This window comes from Bradyrhizobium sp. CB1717, from assembly GCF_029714325.1.
Lineage (GTDB): Bacteria > Pseudomonadota > Alphaproteobacteria > Rhizobiales > Xanthobacteraceae > Bradyrhizobium.
The window spans coordinates 3,490,931-3,516,040 of sequence record NZ_CP121666.1; the positions used below are offsets into that span (position 1 = coordinate 3,490,931).

A 25,110-nucleotide genomic window follows, 5' to 3' on the forward strand; every position below is an offset into this window, starting at 1 on the left:
CTCGTTTCCGGCCTGATCTTTCGACCATCGGAACCACCACCGACCGGGCGCATTTGCTTTAATGTCCACCTATCGCCTGAAGAACCTGCTGTCGCCGCGATCAGTCGCGCTCGTCGGAGCGAGCGCCCGTCCTGTCTCCGTGGGACGCGCCGTCCTGGAAAACATTCGCAAGGCCGAGTTCACGGGACAGTTTGGCCTGGTGAATCCGCGCCATGCGGAGATCGCTGGCGTTGCCTCGGTGGAGAGCCTGGACAGGCTGGAATTCGTGCCCGAACTGGTGGTCATCACCGCGCCGGCGCGCGAGGTTCCGGGCATCATCGACCAGGCCGGGCGGCGCGGCTCGGCAGGTGCGCTGATCGTCTCGGCTGGATTGGGCCATGGGCCGGGATCGCTGCAGGACGCCGCAATCGCCGCAGCCCGCAAATACGGCATGCGGCTGATCGGCCCGAACTGCCTCGGCATCATGATGCCGGAAGTGAGCCTCAACGCCAGTTTTGCCGCGCACATGCCGGGCGCAGGAAATCTCGCGCTGATTTCGCAATCCGGTGCGATTGCCGCCGGCATGGTTGATTGGGCCGCGCAGCGCGGCGTTGGCTTCTCCGGCATTGTCTCGATCGGTGATCAGATCGACGTCGACATCGCCGACCTGCTCGACTATTTCGCGATGGATCACAAGACCCGCGCGATCCTGCTCTATATCGAGGCGATCAAGGACGCGCGCAAATTCATGTCGGCGGCCCGCACCGCGGCGCGCGTCAAGCCGGTCGTCGTGGTGAAGTCCGGCCGCATGGCGCAAGGAGCGAAGGCGGCCGCGACCCACACGGGCGCGCTCGCGGGCGCCGACGCGGTCTATGACGCGGCGTTCCGCCGTGCGGGTGTCCTGCGGGTCTCCGATCTGCGCGAGCTGTTCGACTGCGCCGAGACGCTCGGCCGCGTCGAATCGCCGACCGGAAAGCGACTGGCCATCCTCACCAATGGCGGCGGCATCGGCGTCCTGGCCGTCGACCGGTTGGTCGAGCTTGGCGGGATTCCGGCGTCAATCTCGGCGGACGCTCGCAAGAAACTCGACGACGTGCTGCCGCCGACCTGGTCCGGCGGAAATCCCGTCGACATCGTCGGCGATGCCGATGCATCGCGCTACGCGGCTGCACTCGAGGCGCTGCTCGCCGACACCGACAATGACGCAGTTCTCGTCCTCAATGTGCAAACAGCGATCGCTTCGGCTGCCGACATCGCGACGACCGTGACGGAGCTCGTCGGCAAATATCGCAAGCATCACGGCCGATGGTCGAAGCCCGTGCTGGCCGCCTGGGTTGGAGCCGACCAGAAGATCGTTCAGGCGCTGTCCGACGCCGGCATGCCGAACTACCCGACCGAGGACGATGCGGTGCGCGGTTTCATGCATCTGGTCCGGCATCGCGAAGTGGTCGAGGAGCTGAGCCAGGTTCCTCCCGCGATGCCCGACACGTTTGTACCCGACGCCCGGGGGGCCAGGCAGATCGTCGCCGCAGCCATCGCCGACGGCCGCAAATGGCTCGAGCCTGTCGAGATCAAGCACCTGCTCGAAGCCTACGACATCGCGATGGTGCCGACCTATGCCGCCGGTGATGTCGAGCAGGCGGTGGCCTGCGCTAACGAGATATTTGCACAAGGCGGGACCGTCGTGCTGAAGATCATGTCGCGCGACATCGTGCACAAGTCCGATGTCGGCGGCGTCGTGCTCAATCTGACGACGCCGGAGGCGGTGCGTGCGGCCGCGACCGATATTCTTGCCCGGGCCAGGAAGCTGCGGCCCGAGGCCCGCATCGGCGGCGTCATCGTCCAGGCGATGGTCGTCAAGGCGAAGGCGCGCGAGCTGATCCTCGGTCTTGCCGACGATCCCACCTTCGGCACCGTCGTGGTGTTCGGTCGAGGCGGGACGGCGGTGGAGATCATCAACGACAAGGCGTTGGCGCTGCCGCCGCTCGATCTGCAACTCGCCCGTGATCTGATCGATCGCACGCGGGTCTCGCGGCTGCTGCGTGCCTATCGGGACGTGCCTGCCGTCAAGCAGGATGCAGTTGCCATGGTGCTGGTCAAGCTTGCGCAGATGGCGGCCGATATTCCGGAGATTCGCGAGTTCGACATCAACCCGCTGCTTGCGGATGAGACCGGCGTGACGGCGGTTGACGCCCGTGTCGCGGTGGGGCCGTCGCAGCGGAAATTCGTGGGCTCCGGTCCCGCCAATTTCGCCGTTCGCGCCTATCCGTCGCAGTGGGAGCGCCGACTCGAGCTCAAGGACGGTTGGCGGATCTTCGTGCGGCCATTGCGTCCCGAGGACGAACCGACCATCCATGAATTCCTGCGTCACGTGACGCCGCACGACCTTCGCCTGCGCTTCTTCGCGCCGATGAAGGAGTTCACCCACGAATTCATCGCGCGGCTGACCCAGCTCGACTATGCCCGCGCCATGGCCTTCATCGCATTCGACGAGGCGACCGGCGAGATGGTCGGCGTCGTCCGACTCCATTCGGACTCGATCTACGAGAGCGGCGAATATGCGATCCTGCTGCGGTCCGATCTCAAGGGCAGGGGGCTCGGATGGGCCCTGATGCAGCTGATTATCAGCTACGCGAGGTCGGAAGGGCTGAAGGCGATCTCGGGTGACGTGCTCCAGGAGAACACCGTGATGCTCGAGATGTGCCGGCAGCTCGGTTTCGAGGTCAAGCCGGATCCGACCGAGCCTGATATCTGCGACGTTCGGCTAAAGCTCTGAGCGCGCCCGCTAGGAGGACGCTTCGGCCGAATTTGCGGCGGCTGATGTCTTGGCAGCTGTCTTGGCAGTGGTTCGCAAAGACTTGATGATAATCGCGATCAGGGGCACCAGCACCGGCATGATCGTGCTCAGCGGATGATGCACCGCGCCTGACACCTGAGCCTGAAGCGCGCGTGCTTCGAGCTGAAGGGCCTCGATGGACGCGCCGTGAATCTCATTGGCGAACTCGATGTCGCGGCCGGACGGAGCGCGGCCGGCGATGACGAACAGGACCGCGGCGATGGCAAAATTGACGGCGCCGAGAATGGCGGCCGCGGCAATGGCGCTCCAGATCTGGACCAGCGCAAAATAGGCCGACAGCTCCAGCATCAGGAGCCCGAACGCCGCGATCAGCGCCGCAAAGGCGCGCAGGCCGAGGCCCATCAGGAGGTGGCGCAGCCTGATGTCCGCGATGATCCGGTCGGTGCGCCACAAGAGGCGCAGATGTTTGACGACATTCTCGCTATTCACCTAGTGTCTCCTCAGCATGAAGCCGACGACCACGCCGAGCGCGAAAGCGGAGGCGAGCGACGTCATCGGGCGTTCCGCAATGAGGCCCTGAAGCTGCTCCTGCTCGTCGCTGACGGTTTCACCGAGTTCGGCCAGCGCGGCCTTGATCTGGTCGGCCAGAGCGTCGGCCCGCTCCTTCGAACTGTCGAACATCTGCTCGCCGGCGGTGCTCAAGAGGCGCGTGACGTCCACTTTCAACGATCGCAGTTCTTCGCTCATCCTGTCGCTGTCGAACATGGATTTGATGTCTCCTTGAATGAAGCGAACCCTAGGGCCCGCCGGCACGACCGCGCTTGACCTGTGTCAAGACGTCGGCAGGTCCTGCACTTGAGACAAGTCAAACCGGCCGCCACACGCTGGCCTAGAACTGGCGGCTGAATGGGGGCCAATTGTCCCGATGAGGTGGAAGCGTGAACTCCGAACCGCTGTTGCTGGCAACGCCCTCTGGCGATGCGTTGAGATTGCGTCCGGAAGGGCCCTGGACCGCAGCGAATGTGACGACGCTCGAAACGCTGTCCCGGTCGGTCGGAGCCGAGGTCGATCGGTCGAGAGCTGTGACCCTGGACATGTCGGGCATCAGCGCGCTGGATACGCTCGGTGCTTGGGTCCTGGAGAAACTGTCACGCAGAGCCGCCTCATCCGGCAGATCGGCGGACTTCGTCGGTGTCGCCGATCATTTCAGCGGTCTGATGGACGAGGTGCGCCAGGTCAACCGCCAGCCGCCGGCGCCGGCGTCCGCGTCCAATCCGGTCCTGCTCAGGTTGAACGATCTGGGCAAGGCGACGGTCGACGCGCGGGAGGACATCACGATCTTCCTGCAAATGCTTGGCGCCTTGTTCATGGCCGTGATCGGTGTGCTGCGCCGGCCGCGAACGCTGCGGCTGACGTCGCTGGTCTACCAGCTCTACCGTATCGGGTGGCAGGCGATCCCCATCGTCGTTCTGATCACGTTCCTGATCGGCGCCATCATCGCCCAGCAGGGATTCTTCCACTTCCGCAGGTTCGGCGCGGAGTCCTACACCGTCGACATGGTCGGCATCCTGGTGCTGCGCGAGCTCGGCGTGTTGATCGTCGCCATCATGGTCGCCGGACGCTCGGGAAGCGCCTACACCGCCGAGCTCGGTTCGATGAAGATGCGCGAGGAGATCGACGCGCTCTCGACCATGGGGCTCGATCCCGTCCACGTCCTGATCCTGCCGCGGGTTGCGGCTCTGGTCATCGCGTTGCCGATCCTGGCTTTCGTCGGGGCGATTGCCGCGCTCTATGGCGGCGGCCTGGTCGCGCAGTTCTACGGCGGCATGGCGCCGGCGATCTACATCGCGCGGCTGCACGATGCGATCTCGGTCACCCATTTCGAGGTCGGCATCCTGAAGGCGCCCTTCATGGCGCTGGTGATCGGGATCGTCGCGTGCAGCGAGGGCCTGCGCGTCAAGGGCAGCGCCGAGTCGCTCGGACGGCAGACCACGACGTCGGTGGTGAAGTCGATCTTCCTGGTGATCGTGCTCGACGGCCTGTTCGCGATCTTCTTTGCCTCGATCGGAATGTGACGATGAGCGAACAGCGGGAAGAGTTCGCGATCCGGGTTCGCGACCTCGTGGTCGGTTTCGGCCGCCAGACCGTGCTCGACCATCTCTCGCTCGATGTGCGGCGGGGCGAGATCCTCGGGTTGGTGGGCGCGTCCGGCGGCGGCAAGTCGGTGCTGATGCGGACCATCATCGGCCTGATCCCGCGCCGGAGCGGCACGATCGAGGTCATGGGACAGCCGATCGGCGGCCGCACGCAGGGCGCGGCTACGGCCTGGGGCATCCTGTTCCAGCAGGGCGCGCTGTTCTCCTCGCTGACGGTCCGCCAGAACGTCCAGTTTCCGCTGCGTGAAAATCTCGTCCTGTCCCAGGAGCTGATGGACGAGATCGCGATCGCCAAGCTCGAGATGGTCGGATTGCGGGCGCAGGATGCCGACAAATATCCGGCGGAGCTGTCGGGCGGCATGACCAAGCGCGTGGCGCTGGCGCGCGCGCTCGCGCTCGATCCGCCGATCCTGTTCCTGGACGAGCCGACCTCCGGCCTCGATCCGATCGCCGCCGGCGATTTCGACGCGCTGATCAGGACCCTGCAAAGGACCCTGGAGCTGACCGTGTTCATGGTCACCCACGACCTCGCCAGCCTCACCACGGTCTGCGACCGCGTCGCCGCGCTCGCCGACGGCAAGATCGTCGCGATCGGGCCGATGCGCGAACTGCTGCAATCCGAGCATCCCTGGGTGCGCGCCTATTTCCACGGCAAGCGCTCGCAGATGCTGCAACACGAGATGAGATGAGACATGGAAACCCGCGCTCCCTACGTGCTGATCGGCAGCTTCGTGCTGGCCGCGATTCTCGCGGTGTTCGGCTTCGTCTATTGGCTGAACAACACCGGCGGCATCGGACCGCGCACGAATTATCACGTGCAATTCCAGGGACCGGTACCGGGCCTGCTGGTCGGCGCCGGCGTGCTGTTCAACGGCATCCGCGTCGGCGAGGTGACCCAGCTCGGACTGGCGCCGGATAATCCGCGCTTCGTCAACGCGACGATCTCCGTTGCTTCGGCGACGCCCGTGCGCGCCGATACCAGGGTCGGTCTCGATTTCCAGGGTTTGACCGGCGTGCCGGTGGTGACGCTGGAGGGTGGCACGATCGTCGCCAAATCCGGCGAGCCCCTGACCCTGATTGCCGAGGCGGGCGCCGGCCAGAGCATGACGCAGGCCGCGCGTGATGCGTTGCGGCGGGTCGACACCGTGCTGGAGGACAATTCCGGTCCGCTGAAGGACACCATCGCCAATCTCAAGACATTCTCCGACGGGCTCGCGCGCAACACCGGCAAGATCGACGGCATATTGGCGGGCCTCGAGAAGATGACCGGTGGCGGGACGCCCGCGCAGAAGATCACCTACGACCTGCGCGCGCCGCAGAACCTTGGTCCCGCCGGCAAGACGTTCTCTGCGTCGCTGGCCATTCCCGAGCCGACAGCGGTCGCGATGCTCCAGACCCAGCGGATGCTGTTCTCTCCCGTGGGTGACAACCCGGGCTTTGCCGATTTCCTGTGGGCCGACAGCATCCCGAAGCTGGTGCAGGCGCGGCTGATCGACAGCTTTGAAAATTACGACATTGCCCACGCGCCGTTGCGTACCACCGACCTTGGCCAGGCGGACTACCAGCTTCTGATCGACATCAGACGCTTCCGGATTGCCACGGAGGGCGAGACAAGGGTCGAGATCGCCCTGTCGGCGCGGATCGTCGACAAGAACGGCAAGGTGGCCGCGTCACGCCTCGTCGAGGCCAGCGAGAAGCTCGACAAGGTCGAGCCGGCGGCTGCCGTTGCGGCGTTCGATGCAGCTTTCGCCCGCGTCGCCAAGGAGCTGATCGGCTGGACGGTGCAGGCGGTCTGAGGCCAGCTATTCGAGCGTCTTCAGATAGGACAGCAGATCGTGGATCTGGTCCGGACTGAGCTCGAAGGCGGGCATGTCGGCGTGGCCGGTGTAGATGCCTTCCGCAAGCGCCTCGCCAAGGGTCTCGATCGGATAGCGCCGGTGCAGGGTACGTAGCGGGGGCGCGATCGTGAGCGGGCTTTCGGAGACGCGGTCGATCGCGTGACAGCGCGCGCAATTGGTCCGAGCAAAGGCCTTGCCGCGTTGCTCGGCGGTCGGGGCCGCCAGCGCAGGCGTGATCAGAAAGAGGCCAATCAGGGCCTGGCGTAGCGCGTATCGAAACATGGAAGGCGGGATCCCCGACGAACTCTCGGCGCAGAATAGAGGGGGGAGGGAGGCCAAAATTGATCTGGGTCAATCGCGTTTGTGGCGGCGCAGTAAAATGCAGCTGCGTGGCGGACTCGGCCGGGGGCGGAGCTGAACCCACGCTTGGAGCGGTGGATGAAGCCTTCCGTGGTCACGATTGAGCCGAGCGGGCATTTCTGTAGCGATTGTGCCGTACGTGGATCGGCAGTTTGTTCGTCGCTGGATCCGGCCGAGCTCAGGGAATTCGAGCATCTCGGACGCCGTGTCCATTTTTCTTCGGGCGAGACCGTGTTCTCCGAGGAGGACATCACGACCTCGTTCTACAACGTCCTCGAGGGCGTCATGCGGCTGTACAAGCTGCTGCCCGACGGCCGGCGGCAGATCGTGGGTTTCGCATTGCCCGGCGATTTCCTTGGGATGAATCTTTCCGGGCGTCACAATTTTTCGGCCGATGCAATCGGCGCGGTGACTGTCTGCCAGTTCGCAAAAGCGCCCTTCGGCCGTTTCATCGAGGACCGTCCGCAGCTGCTCAGGCGAATCAACGAGCTGGCCATTCGCGAGTTGAGCCAGGCGCGCGACCATATGGTCCTGCTCGGCCGCCGCTCGGCGGACGAGAAGGTCGCGGCTTTCCTGCTCGGCTGGCGCGAACGGCTGTTGGCGCTCAAGGGGTCGTCCGACACCGTTCCGCTTCCGATGAGCCGCCAGGACATCGCCGACTATCTCGGCCTGACCATCGAAACCGTCAGCCGCACCTTCACCAAGCTCGAACGCCACGGTGCGATCGAGATCATTCACGGCGGAATCAGCCTGCTCGACCCGGCACGAGTCGAGGCCCTCGCCGCAGCCTGAGAGACTTTCCGCAACGCTCCCGAATTTTTGATCCCGATCAATGACGCCGAGGACCGGTCACAAATAATGCCCTCAAACAATCCGGGAGGAGTATGATGCCCACAGACGCGTTGCTGATGACCATTGTCGTCGTGGCGATCTTCGTCACTTTCGCCGCAGCTCTGGCGTGGGCGGATCGGCAAACCAGCTCAGGCCGGATCGACCTCGATTCCAGGCGTTGAAGCTCTTGATCGTAGATCCCGGTCTAATGTGCCAGTAGTAATGTGCTAGCCGCCCACTCGAGCGCAGTCGGCTGTTGGCCGCTCGGCAGCGCCTCAACACAACAACGACCTGCGGGGCCTGCAACTCTGCATCGACGGGGGTGCATTGGCGCATCCTTCGGATGCGGGCTTCGAGCCGGGCGGAGGCATTTTCGCCGCATTTGCCTCAAACCGTGGGCATGCTTTCCGGTTGAAAAGCCGGACAACACTGACTACGCAGGAACTCCAGTGCCTCGCAGCCTTAGGAGCCCAGCGGCGTGCCTCAGGACAAGACCGGCGACCCCCGACAATCGGCGGGCAACAAATTATCGGTCCTGCGCAAGCACCCGATCTTCGCGGATCTGGAGCCGGACGCGCTCGATCAACTCTGCCGCTACGCCAAGCACACCACCGTGAAGCGCGGTGCGACGATCGCCGCCAAGGGCGATCCCGGCAACAACCTGTTCGCGGTGATCACCGGAACGGTGAAGATATCCTCCTCATCGCCCGACGGGCGGAATGCCATTCTCAATCTCATCGGCCCCGGCGAGATTTTTGGCGAGATCGCGGTTCTTGACGGTGCGCCGCGATCGGCGGATGCCACCGCCAACACCAATTGCGAGCTCTACATCATCGACCGCCGCGACTTCCTGCCGTTCGTGAAGAGTCAGCCGGCGCTGGCGATGAAGTTCATCGAGCTGCTCTGCGCGCGCCTGCGCTGGACCAGCCAGCAGGTCGAGCAGGTGATCCTGCAAAATCTGCCGGGGCGGCTGGCAAGCGCGCTGCTCGGCCTCACCGAGGAGCGCAAGTTCGACTCAGGTAGCGGCACGCTCGCCATCACCCAGCAGGAGATCAGCGAGATGGTGGGGATGACGCGCGAGAGCATCAACAAGCAATTGCGCGCCTGGGCCGGTCGCGGTTGGGTTCGTCTCGAGCATGGTGCCATCGTGGTGCTCGACACCGATGCCTTGCGCGAGCTCGCCGAGAGCGGCCTCGACGGCGAATGATGCGTCGCGTCTAGTTGTCGATGATGGCGACCGCGCGGGTCCAGCCCGCGGAGGCGCGTTCGATCTTCACCGGGAAGCACGAGACCGTGAATCCGGTGGAAGGCAATTGATCGAGATTGTGCAGCTTCTCGAGATGGCAATAGCCGATGTGCCGTCCCGCCTTGTGGCCTTCCCAGATCAGGCCGGCGTCCCTGGTTTCGGCATATTTCTGCGCAGTGAAGACGAACGGCGCGTCCCAGCTCCAGCCATCGGTGCCGGTCAGTCGCACGCCGCGATCGAGCAGATACATGGTGGCTTCATAGCCCATGCCGCAACCGGAGTTGACGTAACTGGCCTCGCCGAATTTGGCGCCGGCGCTGGTGTTGACGACGACGATCTCGAGCGGCGATAGCCTGTGCCCGATGCGCTTGAGCTCCGCCTCGACGTCGCCGGCAGTCACGACATAGCCGTCAGGCAGATGCCGGAAGTCGAGCTTCACGCCGGGCTGAAAGCACCACTCCAGCGGTACCTCGTCGATGGTCCATGACCGCTCGCCGCGGTTCATGGTCGGATGAAAGTGCCAGGGCGCATCGAGATGCGTACCGTTGTGGGTGGACAGCGACACCTGCTCCACGGCCCAGCCCTGGCCATCCGGCAGGTCTTCCGCCTTGAGGCCGTCGAAGAACTGCAGCATGCGCGGCAAGCCCTGCTGGTGATCGATATAGTTGATGGTCGGGTGATTACCGGGCGGATCGGACGTTACGTCGTTTCTGAGCGGCACGGAAATATCGATCAGCTTCCGCGGCATAGGCATTCCCTCGCGACAGTCCGGTGTTTGCGACATCTTGAGGGGCCTCCATTGGAGGCGTCAAGTCACGCTCCGGCGACGTCGAGCCAGCCCGCCATACCCACCATAGTGCGAATTGCGCCAGAAATCGATCGATGCAACTCTTGCATTGATCGATGCTGGATTTGGCTTGGACAGAGAATGCCGCCCGCCCTAGGGACGAGATTGGCGCTTGACTTCACGCCTGAAGTGGAGCGACCCAAGACGGCCCGCAGCCTGCCCGACAACGACATAATCACTTCAGGAGGAAGCCCAGATGAAGACACTTACCGGTATCATCGCAGCCGCCGTGCTGGCGGTCTCAGCGCCCTTGGCGACCGCCCGCGATTTCCGCTCCGCCGACATCCATCCGGCCGACTACCCGACCGTCGAGGCCGTCAAGTTCATGGGCAAGCAACTCGCGACGGCGAGCGGCGGCAAGCTGGGCGTGAAGGTGTTTCCGAACGGCGCCCTGGGCTCGGAAAAGGACACCATCGAGCAGCTCAAGATCGGCGCGCTCGACATGATGCGCATCAACGCATCGCCGCTCAACAACTTCGTGCCCGAAACCATCGCCCTGTGCCTGCCCTTCGTCTTCCGCGACACGCAGCACATGCGCACGGTCCTTGACGGGCCGATCGGCGACGAGATCCTGGCGGCCATGGAGCCCGCGGGTCTGGTCGGCCTTGCCTATTACGACAGCGGCGCCCGGTCCATCTACACCGTCAAGGCACCGGTCAAGTCGCTGGCGGATCTCAAGGGCCTGAAGATCCGCGTCCAGCAATCTGATCTCTGGGTCGGCATGATCCAGAGCCTCGGTGCCAACCCGACCCCGATGCCCTATGGCGAGGTCTACACCGCTCTCAAGACCGGCCTGGTGGACGCCGCCGAGAACAACTGGCCCTCCTATGAGTCCTCGCGTCATTTCGAGGCGGCCAAGTTCTACAACGTCACCGAGCACTCGCTCGCCCCCGAAGTTCTCGTGATGTCCAAAAAGGTCTGGGACACGCTGAGCAAGGAGGATCAGGCGATGGTCCGCAAGGCAGCCAAGGAATCGGTGCCGGTCATGCGCAAGCTCTGGGACGAGCGCGAGCAGGCCTCTCGCAAGACCGTCGAGGCGGCCGGCGTCCAGGTCGTGACCGTCGCCAACAAGCAGGAGTTCGTCGACGCGATGAAGCCGGTGTACCAGAAATTCGCCGGCGACGAGAAGCTGCAGGGCCTCGTCAAGCGTATCCAGGACACGAAGTAAACCACGGCGGAGCGGGTCCGGCGTCGCCGCAAGGTGACACCGGGCCCTCGCGAGGGAGGCGCGCGATGACAGACCCACATGTCGCAGATCACGAGCAGGAGGCGGTTGCCGGACGCCCGTCCACCGGCCTGCTCTCGCGGATCAATGCACCCATCGCGCGCCTGGGCATGTATCTGTCGGTGACCGGTCTGCTCGTCATCGTCACCATCGTGTTCTACCAGGTGTTCGGACGGTACGTGCTCAATTCCAGCCCGACCTGGACCGAGAACCTTGCGCTGGTCCTCATTCTGTACGTCACGCTGATCGGCGCCGCCGTCGGCGTCCGCGATGCCGGACATATCGGCATGGACAGTCTGCTGGTCATGCTTCCGGATCATGTGCGTGAGAAGATCGAGATCGTGATCCATGTTCTGGTGGCCGTGTTCGGCATCGCGATGGCCTATAACGGCTGGATCCTCGGATCATCGGTCGGTACGGTGAAAATCCCCAATCTCGGCTTGCCTGAAGTGATCCGCTACGTGCCGCTGATCGCTTCGGGCATCCTGATCGTTTCCTTCTCCATCGAGCACATCATTGCCCTCCTGCGCGGCGAAGAGGTCGTCCCCTCATGGAACTGATCATTCTCGGCGCCACTTTCTTCGGCTTCCTGATCCTCGGCGTCCCGGTCGCCTTCGCGATCGGCCTCTCCGCAATCTGCACCATCCTCTACGAAGGCCTGCCGGTCGCCGTCATCTTCCAGCAGATGATGTCGGGGATGAACATCTTCTCGTTCCTGGCCATCCCGTTCTTCGTCTTCAGCGGTGAGCTGATGCTGCATGGCGGCGTCGCCGACAAGATCGTGAAGCTCGCCAAGAATCTCGTCGGCCACATCCGCGGCGGCCTCGGCATGTCGAACGTGGTCGCCTGCACGTTGTTCGGCGGCGTCTCCGGCTCGCCCGTGGCCGACGTGTCGGCGATGGGCGCGGTGATGATCCCGATGATGAAAAAAGAGGGGTTCGACACCGACTACGCCGTCAACGTCACCACCCATGCCTCGCTGGTCGGCGCGCTGATGCCGACCAGCCACAACATGATCATCTATGCGCTGGCCGCCGGCGGCAAGGTCTCGATCGGCGCGCTGATTGCCGCCGGCCTCCTGCCGGCGCTGGTGCTGATGGTGTGCATGCTGGTCGCCGCCTACGCGGTCGCGGTGAAGCGGGGCTATCCGGCCGGCAAGTTCCCGGGTTGGGCCGAGGTGTTCCGTTCGCTCGCCGCCGCGCTGCCCGGCCTTCTGATCGTCGGCATCATCCTGGCGGGCATCCTGTCCGGCGTCTTCACGGCAACTGAATCGGCGGCCGTCGCGGTCACCTACACGATCCTGCTGACCTTCTTCATCTACCGCACCATGACCCTGCAGAACTTCCTGCGGGCCGCGGCCAAAGCGGTGAAGACGACGGGCGTGGTGCTGCTGCTGATCGGCGTCTCCACCATGTTCCAGTACCTGATGGGGCTCTATGAAGTCGCAGATTTCGCCGGCGACCTCATGAGCAAGGTCTCGACGCAGCCCTGGATGATCTTCCTGCTCATCAACGTCATCCTGTTCGTGCTTGGCACGTTCATGGACATGGCGGCGACCATCCTGATCTGCACCCCGATCTTCCTGCCGATCGCGATGAAGGCCGGCATGGACCCGGTGCAGTTCGGCATGCTGATGCTGATCAACTGCGCGCTCGGACTGAACACCCCGCCGGTCGGAACGACGCAGTTCGTCGGCTGCGCCATCGGCGGCATCTCGGTCGGCGCGGTGATGCGCACCATTCTGCCGTTCTATGCCGCGCTGATCGCGGCGCTGATGTTTGTCACCTACGTTCCCGCGTTCTCGCTGTGGCTGCCGCGCCTCTTGATGGGATACAAGGGATAGCTGCCGTGCGTGCGCCGGCACTTGGCCGGCGCATCGCCCTTGCGTAGTTTGCGCCACGACAACAGGGAGAAATCTGTCCGTGACCGACTATCGCAAGCTCTTCGATCTCACCGGCAAGACAGCCGTGGTGCTCGGTGCCGCCTCGGGGATCGGCAAATCGTCGGCCGAGGCGCTGGCCGGGTTAGGGGCCCGCGTCGTCTGCGCCGATCGCGCGCTTGACGCTGCGGAAGCGACCGCCGCCGGCATTCGCGAGAAGGGCGGGTGGGCGGAAGCAGCCAGCTGCGATGCCGCGAGCGCTGCGGACGTCAACGCACTGGCGAAAACCGTGATGCAAAAGTTCCCACGGCTCGACATCGCCGTGACGACGCCCGGGCTCAACATCCGCAAAACCATCCTCGACTACACCGAGGAGGATCTCGACCGCGTCCTCAACCTCAACGTCAAGGGCACGGTCTGGTTCTTCCAGGCCTTCGGCCGCATCATGGTCGCGCAGAAGGGCGGGAGCATCATTGCCTGCTCCTCGGTGCGCGCGGTGACCATCGAGCCCGGCCTTGGCGTCTACGGCTCCACCAAGGCGGCGATCGGCCTCTTGGTGAAGGGATTTGCCTCCGAGGTCGGCCATGCCGGCGTGCGCGTCAACGCGATCGCGCCGAGCATCGCCGAGACCGCGCTGACCGGCCCGTTCAAGCAGCGCCCGGACATCTACAATCTCTATGCCGGCCACACCGTGTTCAATCGTTGGAGCAGCGCCGACGAGGTCGCCACCGCCGTGGCTTATCTCGCCTCGGATGCCGCGAGCTATGTCAGCGGCAGCACGTTGTTCGTTGACGGCGGCTGGACCGCGGTCGATGGTCCTCCGACTGGTCTCACCCAGTTGCACAAATAGGACGGCCAGCCGCATCTAGCCGGCAAAGCCCATACGCTGGCGCAAGTCTTTCCGGTTTGCGCCGGTCAGCAACGCGACCAGCGCGGCTGCTTCTTTCGGATGTGCAGCCCGCGCGGTCACGCCGGCCGTGTACATCGTCACGAGCTCGCAGCCCGGCGGAAGCGCCCCCGACAGCGCGATGCCGTCGGTCGCGATGATCTCGGTCGCCTGCGTGCAGCCAATCGGCCGCGTCGCAGTCGAGTTCGCAAGCTCGCGCATCGCCGTCGCGCCGTTCGGAAAGATTTTCAAGCGCGATGCGACCTCGTAAGCGATGCCGAGCTGATCCAGCACCCTTGCGACGTGCTGTCCCGCGGTCGACGCCTTCGTGTCCGGGACGTAGATGGCGTCTGCGGAACGCAGCGCGTCGCGCAAATCGGCTTCTGTCTTCACCGTCACCCTGGGGTCGCGGCTGCGGACCGCCAGTGCGGTCTCCACCCGGCCGACATCCGCGATCGAGGCGGGGGTAACGAGCTTCTCCTCGGTAAGCTTCGCAAGCAGGGCCTGCGTCAGGATCACGAGATCGGCCGGCGTACCCGCGCGCAGCTTGTCGGCCATGATACCAACGGCGCCGAACTCGCCGTCAATGCTACAGCCGGTCTCAGCCTTGAAGGCATCACTGAGGCTGCGCACCAGGCCTTGCGCCGCGCCGCCGCTCAAGATGTTCACTGTCGTCACGATGCAAGCTCCATGGCTGCAATGATCCTGTTGCGCGTGATCGGCAGGTCGCGCACGCGCACGCCGAGGCAATCGAACACGGCATTCGCGATCGCCGCCGTCACCGGGCCGTGCGCGGCTTCGCCGGCGCCGACCGGCTCGATCTCCGGGCGCTGGATGATCTCGACATCCACCGCCGGCACCTCGCTGAATGTCAGGATCGGATAGTCCGTCCACGAGGTTGAGATGATACGCGACCGGTCGAAACGAACGCGCTCCTTCAGCACCCAGCTCGTCGCCTGGATCGCACCTCCCTCGATCTGGTTGACGACGCCGTCCGGATTGATGGCCTCTCCGACATCGACCGCAAGCGTCAGCCGCTTCACGCGGATGTCGTCGGCACCTTCGATCTCTGCAATCGCGGCGCAATAGGCGCCGGTGTTCTTATAGCGGGCAAAGCCGACGCCGTGACCGATACCGGCCTGCTTCTGAGGTTTCCACTGCGCGCGTCGGGCTGCGGCGCGGATGACGTCGCGCGCCCGCTCGTCACGGAGATGGCGCAGGCGGAATGCGACGGGGTCCTCGCCGCGTAGCGCGGCGATCTCATCGAGCAAGAACTCGATGGCGAAGACATTGCCTTGTCCGCCCAGCGTCCGCAGCGCCGAGGTACGCACCGGCATGGTCAGCAGCCGGTGGCTCGTGATCGTCCAGGCCGGGAGGTCATAGAGTGGAACGGAGTTGCGGTCGCCACCGCCGCCATTGGTTGCGGGCGGATTGGTCGAGATCATGCGCGGATAGGGATTTGCAATTTCGGTTGCCGCGAGCAACGCGGGCTGCGCTGCACGCCCCGGCCGCGCGGCGTGGCCGTTGCTCCAGATTGCATGGCGCCAGCCAACGATCTCATTGTCCGCATCGAGATCGGCCTCGATCTCTATGGCCATGGCTGCACCAAACGGTGCATGGCTCATCTCGTCGTGGCGCGACCATTGCACCCGGACCGGTCGGCCGCTGGCCGCTTTCGCCAGCAGCACGGCATCGAGCGCGACGTCATCGGCGGCATTGTGTCCATAGCAGCCTGCGCCCTCCAAGTGCTCGACGACGATGTTCCCTGCCGGCAGCTTGAGCACGATGGCGAGATCGGCGCGCAGCAGATAGACACCCTGGCTGTGGGTCCAGACATGGACACGATCGCCGTCCCACTGTGCCATGGCGCAGGAGGGCGCGATCGAGGCATGGGCGATGTAGGGTCGGGTGTATTGCCGGCGCAGAGTTCGGGCGGGCTCGCGCGGCGACGACGCCGGCTTTGTGTCTATGATGGTTGTTTCGATCGGCTGGCCTTTTAGGAAGCCTGCGAGATCGTCTTCATCGGGCAGCGGCTCGCTCGCCGACCACGTCGCGCCTTTGCGCAGGACTTTCAGTGCGGCATCCGCCGTTGCCTCACTTTCAGCGACTACGCCGGCAAATCCGCCGTCGCGGACGATCGCGACGAGACCGGGGTCCGCGCGTGCGGCTGTGTCGTCCAGCGCGATCAGCCTGGCGCCCGAGATGTCCGGCCTCAGCACGCGTCCGTGCAGCAAACCCTGCAATGCCCGGTCATGGATGAAGCGCGGCTGGGCGAACACCTTGTCGGGAATGTCCACGCGCTGGACGGAATGCCCGGCGACGGCGCGCCTCGAGGCGAGCTTCGCTGCCGCGCCTGGGGTGGCGTTGTGGTCGAGCGAAACATCGCCGGCCAGCTCCCAATAACTGGTCCTGACATTGCCGGGACCCGAGATCGTGCCGTCATCGACATCGAGCAATGCTGCGTCGACGCCGAGACGCTCCGACGCCGCGGCGAGAAAGCGCTGGCGCACCTCGGCACAGGCATGGCGCAGCGCGCGGCCGGATTGCTGGACCGACAGGCTGCCCGAGGTGACGCCCTCGTTCGGGCTGGTCGCCGTCGAGGCGCGGACCATCTCGATCCTGCCGATACCGACGTCGAGCTCGTCCGCTGCGATCTGCGCCAGCGCCGTGACGATGCCCTGGCCGATCTCGACCTTGCCCGGCGAGATCGCCACACGGCCGTCACCGGTGAATTTCACCCAGGACGACAGCCTTGGATTGGCCACCAGGCTGACCGGCAGTTTCGGGGCAGGGAAGCTCATGACGCCGCCATCTCCGACGCCGCGCGCAACACCGCGCGGACCATGCGGTTATGCGATCCGCACCGGCACAGATTGCGATCGAGCGCCGCTCTCACCTCAGCCTCCGTCGGCGACGGGTTGCGTTTCAGCAGTGCCGCTGCGCTGATCAGGATTCCGGAGACGCAATAGCCGCATTGCATCGCCTGTTCGGCGATGAAAGCGCGTTGCAGCGGATGCGGCTGCTCCGCTGTGCCAAGGCCCTCCAGCGTGACGACGTCCTTGTCCGTGACCGACCACATCGGCATGTCGCAGGAGGCGATCGCGCGGCCGTCGACCATGACATGACAGGCGCCGCACTCACCGGCGCCGCAGCCAAAATGCGCTCCGGTGATGCCGAGCCGGCTGCGCAGCACGTCGAGCAGCATCTGGTCTGGATCGGCGTCCACGGCGATCACCGCGCCGTTGAGCCGGAATTGAAGGGAGGGCATGAGCAGTACGGCCTCAGGACTTGTCGAACTTCTTGACGACATCGGCCCATTTCTCGATGTCGCCGCGCAGGAATTTGTCGAATTCCTGCGGTGTCATTGACATGGGTACGGCACCCTGCTCGGTCCAGAGTTTTATGATGTCCGGCCGCTTCACCATTGCGTTGACGGCGGCGTTGAGCTTGTCGATGACGGGCTTCGGCGTACCGGCCGGCGCCATCAGCCCGAGCCAGATCGTCGCCTCGTAGCCGGGAACGCCGGCTTCAATCGCGGTCGGCACGTGCGGCAGCACCGCGGAGCGCTGCTTGCCTGTGGTGGCGAGCGGGCGAACCCGGCTTTCGGCAATGTTCGGCGCCATTGCCGGCACCGCGTCGATCATCATCTGCACCTGTCCGCCGATCACGCCGCTGCGAGCTTCGCCGCTATTGCGGTAGGGGACATGGACGACGTCGATGCCGGCCATCGCTTTGAACAGCTCACCGGCCATGTGATACGGCGTGCCCTGGCCGGAGGAGGCATAGTTCAGCTTTCCCGGCTGCGATTTGGCGAGCGCGATGAAGTCGGCAAGCGTCTTCACCGGGACTTGCGGGTTCACCACGATGACGAGATCGGAATAGTTGACCGGCGCGATCGGCGCGAGGTCGCGCATCAGCTCGTATTTGCGCTTGTCCGGCGTCAGCAGCGATTCATTCGCCGTCTGGGTGTTGGACATCATCAGCAGCGTGTAGCCGTCGGCCGGGGACTTCGCAGCTTCGATCGTGCCGATGACGCCGCCCGCGCCAGTGCGGTTCTCGATCACGAAGGGCTGGCCAAAGCTCTCCTGGAGCACGTTGCCGATCAGCCGGGCAGCGACATCGGCCGGCCCGCCGGCGCCGAAGGGGACGATGATGCGGACCGAGCGCGCCGGATAATCCTGTGCCGATGAGGGGGCCGCGGCGAATGCGCCGAGCAGGCCGGCGGCCAGCGCCAGCATGAGTTGTCGGGCCGTCACGCCCACCTCCCTGATATCGTTCTTGTTGACAGGCACTGTAGCGGCAGGGGAGGCGGACTGTCGACGCCTCACAAAGCCGATCTGGCCGGGAATATCCGGGGGGATTCGGTGGATTGGGCCGCATTTCGCGGTTGCGGCAGGAACCGCCGGCGCGCGCGGTTTGAGCAAATCGCATGGGCACTGCCGGATAAATGCCCTCGGCCGACAGGTATTTTGGTGTTACGAACTGAGACATGAACCAGCACGCCAAGATCGAAATCCGCCATTCGACCTGTCCGCATGATTGCCCCTCGGCCTGTGCCCTCGATGTCGAGGTGGTCGAGGGCCGCAGCATCGGCCGCGTCCGCGGTTCGAAAAAGCAGACCTATACGGCCGGCGTCGTCTGCGCCAAGGTCGCCCGCTACGCCGAGCGCATCCATCACCCGGAGAGGGTGACATTCCCGATGCGCCGCATTGGGCCGAAGGGCACGGGCCAGTTTGCGCGGATCTCGTGGGACGAGGCGCTGGACGAGATCGCGGAGCGCCTCAACCAGGCGGAGCGCGAGTTCGGCGCGGAATCGATCTGGCCCTATTACTACGCCGGCACGATGGGCCTCGTGATGCGCGACGGGCTCAACCGCCTCACCCATGTGAAAGAGTATTCGCGCTTCTATCAAACGATTTGCGCCAATGTGGGCCGCATCGGCTATGCGATCGGCACCGGCAAGATCGCCGGCGTCGACCCGCGCGAGATGGCGCTGTCCGACTTGGTGGTGATCTGGGGCACCAATCCCGTCAACACCCAGGTCAACGTGATGACGCACGCCTCGCGTGCCCGCAAGGAGCGCGGTGCGAAGATCGCCGCGGTCGACATCTACGACAACGAGACCATGAAGCAGGCTGACATCAAGATCATCCTGCGTCCCGGCACCGACGGCGCGTTCGCCTGCGGCGTCATGCATGTCCTGTTCCGCGACGGCCATGCCGACCGCGCCTACATGGACAAGTACACGGATTGCCCCGCCGAGCTCGAGGCGCATCTGAAGACACGCACGCCGGAATGGGCTTCTGCAATCTGCGGCGTGCCGGTGGCGGAGATCGAGGCTTTTGCGAAAGCGGTCGGGGAGACCAAACGTACCTTCTTCCGTTTTGGCTACGGCTTTACGCGCAGCCGCAACGGCGCCGTGCAGATGCACGCCGCGAATTGCATTCCCGCGGTGACCGGCGCCTGGCAATATGAGGGCGGTGGCGCCTTCTTCAACAATTACGCGCTGTGGCACTTCAATGAATCCGTCATCGAGGGCCACGACGCGATCGACCACAGCGTCCGCGCGCTCGACCAGTCCAAGATCGGCCGCATCCTTACCGGCGACGCTGAGGCGCTGCGCGGCAAGGGGCCGGTCAAGGCGATGCTGATCCAGAACACCAATCCGATGACGGTGGCGCCGGAGCAGGCGCTCGTGCGTCAGGGCTTTGCGCGCGAGGATCTGTTCGTCGCGGTGCACGAGCAGTTCATGACCGAGACGGCGCAGATGGCCGACATCGTGCTGCCGGCGACCATGTTCATGGAGCACGACGACCTCTATTACGGCGGTGGGCACCAGCACATCTCGGTCGGGCCGAAGCTGATCGACCCGCCCGGCGAATGCCGCTCCAATCATGAGGTCTTGCAGGCGCTGGCGCCGCGGCTTGGCGCCAAGCACCCGGGCTTCGAGATGACGCCGCGCGAACTGATCAACGCGACGCTGAAGCTGAGCAACCACGGCGACATCGCCGGCCTCGAAGCTGACCTCTGGCGCGACCTGCAGCCGGACTTCCGCACCTCGCATTTCCTCGACGGCTTTGCCCATGCCGACAAGAAATTCCACTTCAGGGCGGATTGGGCGCACCCGCCGTTCGGCGTGACGATGGGCGATTTCGACAAGATGCCTGATCTGCCGGACCATTGGGCGGTGATCGAGCAGGCCGACCAGGCCCATCCGTTCCGGCTCGCCACCAGCCCCTCGCGCAGCTTCCTCAACACCACCTTCAACGAGACGCCGTCCTCGCAGGCACGCGAGGGCAAAGCGAGCGTGATGATCCATCCGCTCGATGCCGCGCTCCTCGATATCGCCGACGGTGACGCCGTGACGCTCGGCAACGGCCGCGGCGAGACCACGCTGGTCGCGACGTTGTTCGAGGGCGTGCGGCGTGGCGTCTTGATCGCGGAATCCGTTCATCCGAACAAGAACCATATCGGCGGCCGTGGCATCAACATGCTGACGGGTGCGGACACGATCGCGCCGATCGGCGGGGCCGCGTTCCACGACAACAAGGTCTGGATCAGGAAAGCGGCCGCGACCTGAGGCACGGCTCGCGCTTCGATCGCCCCGCAAATTGCGTCGAGGCGCTAAAGCGGCGCCACGCCACAGTTTGCGCTTGCACCTCTCGCCCAAGCTGCCGCAAATGGCGGCAAACGGGAGCAAGGAAGCGAGCGTGCCATGACCGACACCGCAGCCGTCGTCACCGAAAAGCGCGGGCAGGCGCTCTGGATCACCATCAACCGGCCGGAGAAGCGCAATGCGCTGAACGGCGAGGTGATCGCCGGCATCAGCAAGGGCTATCGCGACGCGCATGAGGACAAGGACGTCCGCGTCATCGTGCTGACTGGCGCGGGCGACAAGGCGTTCTGCGCGGGCGCGGACCTGCAGAATTCCGGCGCGGCGTTCGCGATGGATCATTCCAAACCCAACGTCGACTATGCCGATCTGCTGCGCCTGTCGCAGAACGCGACCAAGCCGGCGATTGCGCGCGTCGGCGGCGTCTGCATGGCCGGCGGCATGGGCCTGCTCTGCATGACCGACATGGCGATCGCGGCCGATCACGTCATCTTCGGCCTGCCCGAGGTGAAGGTCGGCGTGTTCCCGATGCAGGTGCTGAGCCTGCTGCAGAGGATCGCGCCACCGCGGCTCGTCAACGAATGGGCGCTGACGGGTGAGCCGTTCGATGCCAAGGCGGCGCAGGCTGCGGGGCTCCTCAACTACGTGGTGCCGGCGGCCGAACTCGACGCCAAGGTCGACTGGCTGATCGGCCGCATCGTCGACAAATCCCCGACCGCGATCCGCCGCGGCAAATACGCCATGCGCGCCATCGCCGCGATGTCGTTCGACGAGAGCATCGCCTACACCGAAAGCCAGATCGCGCTGCTCGCGATGACGGAGGACGCCAAGGAAGGGCTGAAGGCCTTCAGCGAGAAGCGGAAACCGGTCTGGACGGGGAGGTGAAGAGGCAGCGAACGATCTTGTAGCCCGGATGGAGCGCAGCGTAATCCGGGGATCTTGCTGGAGGCGCGAAGGTCCCGGATTACGCTGCGCTCCATCCGGGCTACGGGAGAGTATCTACCCCGCGTTGGCCTTCAGCCCGGCCGCCTGGATGCCGGCGACCGCGCAGGCCTCGTCATTGTCGGAGGTGTCGCCGGACACGCCGACGGCGCCGAGCAAAGTGGCGCCGTCCATGATCAGCACGCCGCCGGGGACCGGCACCAGCGCACCCTTGGCAATGGTGTTCACGGCGTCGATGAAATAGGCCTGCTCCTGCGCACGCTGGAACAGGGCGCGCGAGCCCATGCCCATCGCGAGGGCGCCATAGGCCTTGCCGTGGGCGATCTCGGCGCGCATCAGGCTGGTGCCGTCCTGCGCCGCCGCGATCTTGAGCACGCCGCGCGCGTCCAGGATGGTGACGACGAGGGGCTTGAGCTTCAGCTCGGTGGATTTTGCGAAGGCGGCGTCGAGGATCTTGCGGGCGATGTCGAGGGTGAGTTCAGCCATGGCTTGGTTCCTTTGTAACGGGAGTGGCGATTGAAGGGGTGGCGCGATCGAGGCTCATCGCCAGCACGCGCGCGACGTGAAGCGCCTCGCGCTTCGTGCCGTCGTGGATCTGGTGGCGGCAGGAGGTGCCGTCGGCGACGACCAGCGTAGCCTCGTCCGCGCGCCGCACGGCGGGCAGCAGCGACAGTTCGGCCATCTCGATCGAAGCATCGTAGGTGTCCGCGCCATAGCCGAAGGCGCCGGCCATGCCGCAGCAGCTCGACTCGATGGTCTCGACCTTGAGGCCGGGGACGAGACGCAGCACCTGCTCGACTGGCTTGAAGGCGCCGAAGGATTTTTGGTGGCAATGGCCGTGCACCACGGCCTTGTCGGCCACGGTGCCGAGCGGCAGTTGCAGCCGTCCGGCCTCGGCCTCGCGTACCAGAAATTCCTCGAACGTCAGCGCATGGGCGCCGACGGCCTTGGCGTCGTTGTCCTTGCGTAGCGAAGATAGCTCGTCGCGCAGCGTCAAGAGGCAGCTCGGCTCGAGGCCGACGATCGGCACGCCGCGCGCCGCGTATGGCGCGAAGGCGGAGACCAGCCGGTCGAGCTCGGCTTTGGCTTCGTCGACGAGACCAGCCGAGAGGAACGTGCGGCCGCAGCATAGCGGCCGGCTGCCGCTCGCAGGCTTGGGCATATGCACGCGATAGCCGCCGGCCGCGAGCACGCGCAGCGCGGCGTCGAGATTCTCGCGCTCATAGATGCGGTTGAAGGTATCAGTGAACAGCACGACCTCGCGGCCGCCCTCAGGCCCGATGCTGCCAGCGGGTGGCACGAACACATCGCTGCGGAAGGCGGGCAGCGCCCGGCGCGCGCTGATGCCGGCAAAGCGCTCGAACAGCTTTCGCAGCAGTGGACTGTGGTTGCGCAAGTTGGCGAGCATCGCGAAGCGCGACGCAAGGCCGGCATAGCGCGGCAGGTAGCCGACAAGGCGGTCGCGCAAGCTCAAGCCATGGCTGGCGGCGCGCGCCGCCAGCACCTCAATCTTCATCTTGGCCATGTCGACGCCGGTCGGGCATTCGTGGCGGCAGGCCTTGCAGGAGACGCAGAGTTTCAGCGTCTCCATCATCTCGTCGGAGGCGAGCGCGTCGGGGCCGAGCTGGCCGGAGATCGCGAGGCGCAGCGTGTTGGCGCGTCCCCGCGTGACATCCTTCTCGTTGCGCGTGGCGCGGTAGGAGGGGCACATCACGCCGCCCTCGAGCTTGCGGCAGGCGCCGTTGTTGTTGCACATCTCGACCGCGCCCTGGAATCCGCCGCCGGCGCCGGGATAAGCCGACCAGTCGAGCTTCGTCTTCAGCTCGCCGACGCGATAGTCCGGCTTGAAGCGGAACAGCGTGCGGTCGTCCATTTTGGGCGCATCGACGATCTTGCCGGGATTGAGGACGCCGGCGGGATCGAAGCGCTGCTTGACCTCCCTGAAGTCGGCGACGAGACGCTCGCCGAACATGGTCTCGTGGAATTCGGAGCGCACCAGGCCGTCGCCGTGCTCGCCGGAATGCGAGCCCTTGTATTCGCGCACCAGCGCGAAGGCTTCTTCGGCGATGGCGCGCATCGCCTTGACGTCCTTCTCCAGCTTCAAATTCAGCACCGGGCGCACATGCAGGCAGCCCTCGGAGGCATGCGCGTACATCGTGCCGCTGGTGCCGTGTTTTGCGAACACCTCGTTCAGTCGCTGGGTGTAGTCGGCGAGATGCGGCAGCGGCACGGCGCAATCCTCGACGAAGGAGACCGGCTTGCCCTCCTGCTTCATCGACATCATGACGTTGAGGCCGGCGGCACGGAAATCGGCGATGCCGCTCTGCAGCGCCGGCTCGGTGATCTCTACCACGCCGCCCCATTTGCGCGGCTCGTTATTCCAGCCGAAGCCGAGGTCGCCCATCAGCTCGCTGAGCTGCTTGAGGCGCACCAGATTGTCGGCCTGGTCCTCTTCAGCGAACTCGACCACCAGCACGGCATCCGGATCGCCCTTGATCGCGGCGGAGATGATCGGGCGGAACATCGCGATGTCGCGGCCAAGCGCGATCATGGTGCGGTCGACCAACTCGACCGCGATCGGCTTCAGCTTGACCAAATGCTGGGCCGCGTCCATCGCCTCGTAGAAGCTGCCGAAATGGCAGACGCCGAGCGCCTTGTTGCGGATGACCGGCCACAGCTTCAGCTCGACCTTGGTGGTGAAGGCGAGGGTGCCTTCTGAGCCCACGAGGAGGTGCGCCATGTTGTTCGGTGCGTTGCGCGGCACCAGCGCATCGAGATTGTAGCCGCCGACGCGGCGCTGCACCTTGGGAAAGCGCGCCGAGATCTCGTCGGCCTCGCGCGTGCCGAGATCGAGCATGTCGCGGAACAAGGCGCGGGTGCTGTCGCTGGCCTCGAGGTCGGAGAGATCGCGCGAGACCTCGCCGAAACGGATCAGTGTGCCGTTGGCGAGCGCGGCCTCCATCGACAGCGTGTTGTCGCGCATGGTGCCGTAGCGAAGCGAGCGGCCGCCGCAGGAATTGTTGCCGGCCATGCCGCCGATGGTGGCGCGCGAGGCCGTGGAGACGTCGACCGGAAACCACAGGCCGTGTTTTTTCAGCTGCCGGTTGAGGTCGTCCAGCACGATGCCGGGCTCGACCACGCAGGTGCGGCCTTCGACGTCGAGCGACAGGATGCGGTTCAGGTGCTTCGAGAGATCGACCACGAGCCCGTCATTGACGGTCTGGCCGCATTGCGAGGTGCCGCCGCCGCGCGGGGTGACCTTCAGGCCTTCGTCGCGGGCGATCGCCAGCGCCCTCAAGGCCTCGTCCATGGTCTTCGGGACCACCACGCCTGATGGCATGATCTGATAGAACGAGGCATCGGTGGCGTAGCGGCCGCGGCTGAAGGGGTCGAACAGGACGTCGCCGGTCATTTCCGACCGTAGGCGCCGTTCGAGCGAGGAGGCGTTTGTCATCCCTGATCCCGAACTGCCTCAGCGAGGCTCAGCCTTGCTGAGTTATTCATTATTGTT

General features: G+C 65.1%; 23 protein-coding genes. 13 read left to right on the plus strand and 10 right to left on the minus strand.

Annotated elements, in window-relative coordinates; translation table 11 throughout:
• Nucleotides 1-61 precede the first annotated feature (61 nt).
• Nucleotides 62-2,755 (plus strand): bifunctional acetate--CoA ligase family protein/GNAT family N-acetyltransferase, encoded by a 2,694-nt coding sequence (locus tag QA649_RS16480; RefSeq protein ID WP_283025108.1) that lies wholly within the window; start codon nucleotides 62-64, stop codon nucleotides 2,753-2,755.
• Between the two features lie 9 nt (nucleotides 2,756-2,764).
• Here the strand turns inward: QA649_RS16480 and QA649_RS16485 are convergent, their stop codons facing one another.
• Nucleotides 2,765-3,265, minus strand: a complete 501-nt coding sequence (locus tag QA649_RS16485; RefSeq protein WP_283025109.1) for a phage holin family protein — start codon at nucleotides 3,263-3,265, stop codon at nucleotides 2,765-2,767.
• Entirely contained in the window at nucleotides 3,266-3,541 is a 276-nt protein-coding gene (locus tag QA649_RS16490) for a hypothetical protein (protein WP_283025110.1), read from the minus strand.
• Nucleotides 3,542-3,714: 173 nt separating this feature from the next.
• Between QA649_RS16490 and QA649_RS16495 the strand changes: the two genes are divergently transcribed.
• Genes QA649_RS16495 through QA649_RS16505 form a run of 3 tightly spaced genes read left to right on the plus strand, consistent with a single transcriptional unit; the run spans nucleotide 3,715 to nucleotide 6,728 of the window.
• Nucleotides 3,715-4,851, plus strand: coding sequence for an ABC transporter permease (locus QA649_RS16495; RefSeq protein ID WP_283025111.1), 1,137 nt, complete (start codon nucleotides 3,715-3,717; stop codon nucleotides 4,849-4,851).
• Nucleotides 4,852-4,853: 2 nt separating this feature from the next.
• Complete coding sequence (locus QA649_RS16500) at nucleotides 4,854-5,621, plus strand: ABC transporter ATP-binding protein (protein WP_283025112.1); 768 nt, start codon at nucleotides 4,854-4,856, stop codon at nucleotides 5,619-5,621.
• A 3-nt stretch (nucleotides 5,622-5,624) separates the two neighbouring features.
• Nucleotides 5,625-6,728 carry an ABC-type transport auxiliary lipoprotein family protein gene (locus QA649_RS16505; RefSeq protein ID WP_283025113.1) on the plus strand — a complete coding sequence of 368 codons (1,104 nt, stop codon included), beginning with the start codon at nucleotides 5,625-5,627 and terminating at the stop codon, nucleotides 6,726-6,728.
• A 6-nt stretch (nucleotides 6,729-6,734) separates the two neighbouring features.
• Here QA649_RS16505 and QA649_RS16510 read toward each other — a convergent pair whose 3' ends face one another.
• Nucleotides 6,735-7,052: a cytochrome c gene (locus QA649_RS16510; protein WP_283025114.1), complete on the minus strand. Its 318-nt coding sequence runs from the start codon at nucleotides 7,050-7,052 to the stop codon at nucleotides 6,735-6,737.
• Between the two features lie 156 nt (nucleotides 7,053-7,208).
• Between QA649_RS16510 and QA649_RS16515 the strand changes: the two genes are divergently transcribed.
• The 3 genes from QA649_RS16515 (at nucleotide 7,209) to QA649_RS16525 (ending at nucleotide 9,168) form a co-directional block, all read left to right on the plus strand.
• On the plus strand, nucleotides 7,209-7,922 hold the full coding sequence (locus tag QA649_RS16515) for a helix-turn-helix domain-containing protein (protein WP_283025115.1): 714 nt from the start codon (nucleotides 7,209-7,211) through the stop codon (nucleotides 7,920-7,922).
• Nucleotides 7,923-8,017: 95 nt separating this feature from the next.
• Nucleotides 8,018-8,143, plus strand: a complete 126-nt coding sequence (locus tag QA649_RS16520; RefSeq protein ID WP_283025116.1) for a hypothetical protein — start codon at nucleotides 8,018-8,020, stop codon at nucleotides 8,141-8,143.
• 296 nt (nucleotides 8,144-8,439) lie between these two features.
• Nucleotides 8,440-9,168 (plus strand): Crp/Fnr family transcriptional regulator, encoded by a 729-nt coding sequence (locus QA649_RS16525; protein ID WP_283025117.1) that lies wholly within the window; start codon nucleotides 8,440-8,442, stop codon nucleotides 9,166-9,168.
• Nucleotides 9,169-9,178: 10 nt separating this feature from the next.
• Here QA649_RS16525 and QA649_RS16530 read toward each other — a convergent pair whose 3' ends face one another.
• Entirely contained in the window at nucleotides 9,179-9,955 is a 777-nt protein-coding gene (locus QA649_RS16530; RefSeq protein WP_283025118.1) for a cyclase family protein, read from the minus strand.
• Between the two features lie 295 nt (nucleotides 9,956-10,250).
• Here QA649_RS16530 and QA649_RS16535 point away from each other — a divergent pair, with 295 nt between their 5' ends.
• From QA649_RS16535 to QA649_RS16550, 4 genes are all read left to right on the plus strand, one after another.
• Complete coding sequence (locus QA649_RS16535) at nucleotides 10,251-11,222, plus strand: TRAP transporter substrate-binding protein (protein WP_283025119.1); 972 nt, start codon at nucleotides 10,251-10,253, stop codon at nucleotides 11,220-11,222.
• A gap of 65 nt (nucleotides 11,223-11,287) precedes the next feature.
• Complete coding sequence (locus QA649_RS16540; protein WP_283025120.1) at nucleotides 11,288-11,839, plus strand: TRAP transporter small permease; 552 nt, start codon at nucleotides 11,288-11,290, stop codon at nucleotides 11,837-11,839.
• A complete protein-coding gene (locus QA649_RS16545) occupies nucleotides 11,830-13,122 on the plus strand; it encodes a TRAP transporter large permease (RefSeq protein ID WP_080136263.1) in 1,293 nt (430 codons plus the stop codon). Before QA649_RS16540 ends, QA649_RS16545 begins: the two co-directional genes overlap by 10 nt.
• 79 nt (nucleotides 13,123-13,201) lie before the next feature.
• Complete coding sequence (locus QA649_RS16550; RefSeq protein ID WP_260389402.1) at nucleotides 13,202-14,008, plus strand: SDR family oxidoreductase; 807 nt, start codon at nucleotides 13,202-13,204, stop codon at nucleotides 14,006-14,008.
• 15 nt (nucleotides 14,009-14,023) lie between these two features.
• Here the strand turns inward: QA649_RS16550 and QA649_RS16555 are convergent, their stop codons facing one another.
• Genes QA649_RS16555 through QA649_RS16570 form a run of 4 tightly spaced genes read right to left on the minus strand, consistent with a single transcriptional unit; the run spans nucleotide 14,024 to nucleotide 18,282 of the window.
• Nucleotides 14,024-14,722 (minus strand): substrate-binding domain-containing protein, encoded by a 699-nt coding sequence (locus tag QA649_RS16555; protein WP_283025121.1) that lies wholly within the window; start codon nucleotides 14,720-14,722, stop codon nucleotides 14,024-14,026.
• Nucleotides 14,719-16,845 (minus strand): molybdopterin cofactor-binding domain-containing protein, encoded by a 2,127-nt coding sequence (locus tag QA649_RS16560; protein WP_283025122.1) that lies wholly within the window; start codon nucleotides 16,843-16,845, stop codon nucleotides 14,719-14,721. The genes QA649_RS16555 and QA649_RS16560 overlap by 4 nt, the downstream gene beginning before the upstream one ends.
• Nucleotides 16,842-17,312 carry a (2Fe-2S)-binding protein gene (locus tag QA649_RS16565; RefSeq protein WP_283025123.1) on the minus strand — a complete coding sequence of 157 codons (471 nt, stop codon included), beginning with the start codon at nucleotides 17,310-17,312 and terminating at the stop codon, nucleotides 16,842-16,844. The genes QA649_RS16560 and QA649_RS16565 overlap by 4 nt, the downstream gene beginning before the upstream one ends.
• Nucleotides 17,313-17,325: 13 nt before the next feature.
• Nucleotides 17,326-18,282 carry a tripartite tricarboxylate transporter substrate binding protein gene (locus QA649_RS16570; RefSeq protein WP_283026044.1) on the minus strand — a complete coding sequence of 319 codons (957 nt, stop codon included), beginning with the start codon at nucleotides 18,280-18,282 and terminating at the stop codon, nucleotides 17,326-17,328.
• A gap of 251 nt (nucleotides 18,283-18,533) precedes the next feature.
• Between QA649_RS16570 and QA649_RS16575 the strand changes: the two genes are divergently transcribed.
• A complete protein-coding gene (locus QA649_RS16575; RefSeq protein ID WP_283025124.1) occupies nucleotides 18,534-20,624 on the plus strand; it encodes a molybdopterin-dependent oxidoreductase in 2,091 nt (696 codons plus the stop codon).
• 135 nt (nucleotides 20,625-20,759) lie between these two features.
• Entirely contained in the window at nucleotides 20,760-21,542 is a 783-nt protein-coding gene (locus QA649_RS16580) for an enoyl-CoA hydratase/isomerase family protein (protein WP_283025125.1), read from the plus strand.
• A 114-nt stretch (nucleotides 21,543-21,656) separates the two neighbouring features.
• Here the strand turns inward: QA649_RS16580 and QA649_RS16585 are convergent, their stop codons facing one another.
• Entirely contained in the window at nucleotides 21,657-22,085 is a 429-nt protein-coding gene (locus tag QA649_RS16585) for a heme-binding protein (RefSeq protein ID WP_283025126.1), read from the minus strand.
• Nucleotides 22,078-25,053 (minus strand): FAD-binding and (Fe-S)-binding domain-containing protein, encoded by a 2,976-nt coding sequence (locus tag QA649_RS16590; RefSeq protein WP_283025127.1) that lies wholly within the window; start codon nucleotides 25,051-25,053, stop codon nucleotides 22,078-22,080. Before QA649_RS16590 ends, QA649_RS16585 begins: the two co-directional genes overlap by 8 nt.
• Between the last annotated feature and the right edge of the window lie 57 nt (nucleotides 25,054-25,110).

Coding starts and splice junctions, on each gene's coding strand:
- QA649_RS16480 (WP_283025108.1), top strand. CDS start 62: ATGTCCACCTATCGCCTGAAGAACCTGCTGTCGCCGCGATCAGTCGCG.
- QA649_RS16490 (WP_283025110.1), bottom strand. CDS start 3,541: ATGTTCGACAGCGACAGGATGAGCGAAGAACTGCGATCGTTGAAAGTG.
- QA649_RS16500 (WP_283025112.1), top strand. CDS start 4,854: ATGAGCGAACAGCGGGAAGAGTTCGCGATCCGGGTTCGCGACCTCGTG.
- QA649_RS16505 (WP_283025113.1), top strand. CDS start 5,625: ATGGAAACCCGCGCTCCCTACGTGCTGATCGGCAGCTTCGTGCTGGCC.
- QA649_RS16510 (WP_283025114.1), bottom strand. CDS start 7,052: ATGTTTCGATACGCGCTACGCCAGGCCCTGATTGGCCTCTTTCTGATC.
- QA649_RS16515 (WP_283025115.1), top strand. CDS start 7,209: ATGAAGCCTTCCGTGGTCACGATTGAGCCGAGCGGGCATTTCTGTAGC.
- QA649_RS16520 (WP_283025116.1), top strand. CDS start 8,018: ATGCCCACAGACGCGTTGCTGATGACCATTGTCGTCGTGGCGATCTTC.
- QA649_RS16530 (WP_283025118.1), bottom strand. CDS start 9,955: ATGCCGCGGAAGCTGATCGATATTTCCGTGCCGCTCAGAAACGACGTA.
- QA649_RS16535 (WP_283025119.1), top strand. CDS start 10,251: ATGAAGACACTTACCGGTATCATCGCAGCCGCCGTGCTGGCGGTCTCA.
- QA649_RS16540 (WP_283025120.1), top strand. CDS start 11,288: ATGACAGACCCACATGTCGCAGATCACGAGCAGGAGGCGGTTGCCGGA.
- QA649_RS16545 (WP_080136263.1), top strand. CDS start 11,830: ATGGAACTGATCATTCTCGGCGCCACTTTCTTCGGCTTCCTGATCCTC.
- QA649_RS16560 (WP_283025122.1), bottom strand. CDS start 16,845: ATGAGCTTCCCTGCCCCGAAACTGCCGGTCAGCCTGGTGGCCAATCCA.
- QA649_RS16565 (WP_283025123.1), bottom strand. CDS start 17,312: ATGCCCTCCCTTCAATTCCGGCTCAACGGCGCGGTGATCGCCGTGGAC.
- QA649_RS16570 (WP_283026044.1), bottom strand. CDS start 18,282: ATGCTGGCGCTGGCCGCCGGCCTGCTCGGCGCATTCGCCGCGGCCCCC.
- QA649_RS16575 (WP_283025124.1), top strand. CDS start 18,534: ATGAACCAGCACGCCAAGATCGAAATCCGCCATTCGACCTGTCCGCAT.
- QA649_RS16580 (WP_283025125.1), top strand. CDS start 20,760: ATGACCGACACCGCAGCCGTCGTCACCGAAAAGCGCGGGCAGGCGCTC.
- QA649_RS16585 (WP_283025126.1), bottom strand. CDS start 22,085: ATGGCTGAACTCACCCTCGACATCGCCCGCAAGATCCTCGACGCCGCC.
- QA649_RS16590 (WP_283025127.1), bottom strand. CDS start 25,053: ATGACAAACGCCTCCTCGCTCGAACGGCGCCTACGGTCGGAAATGACC.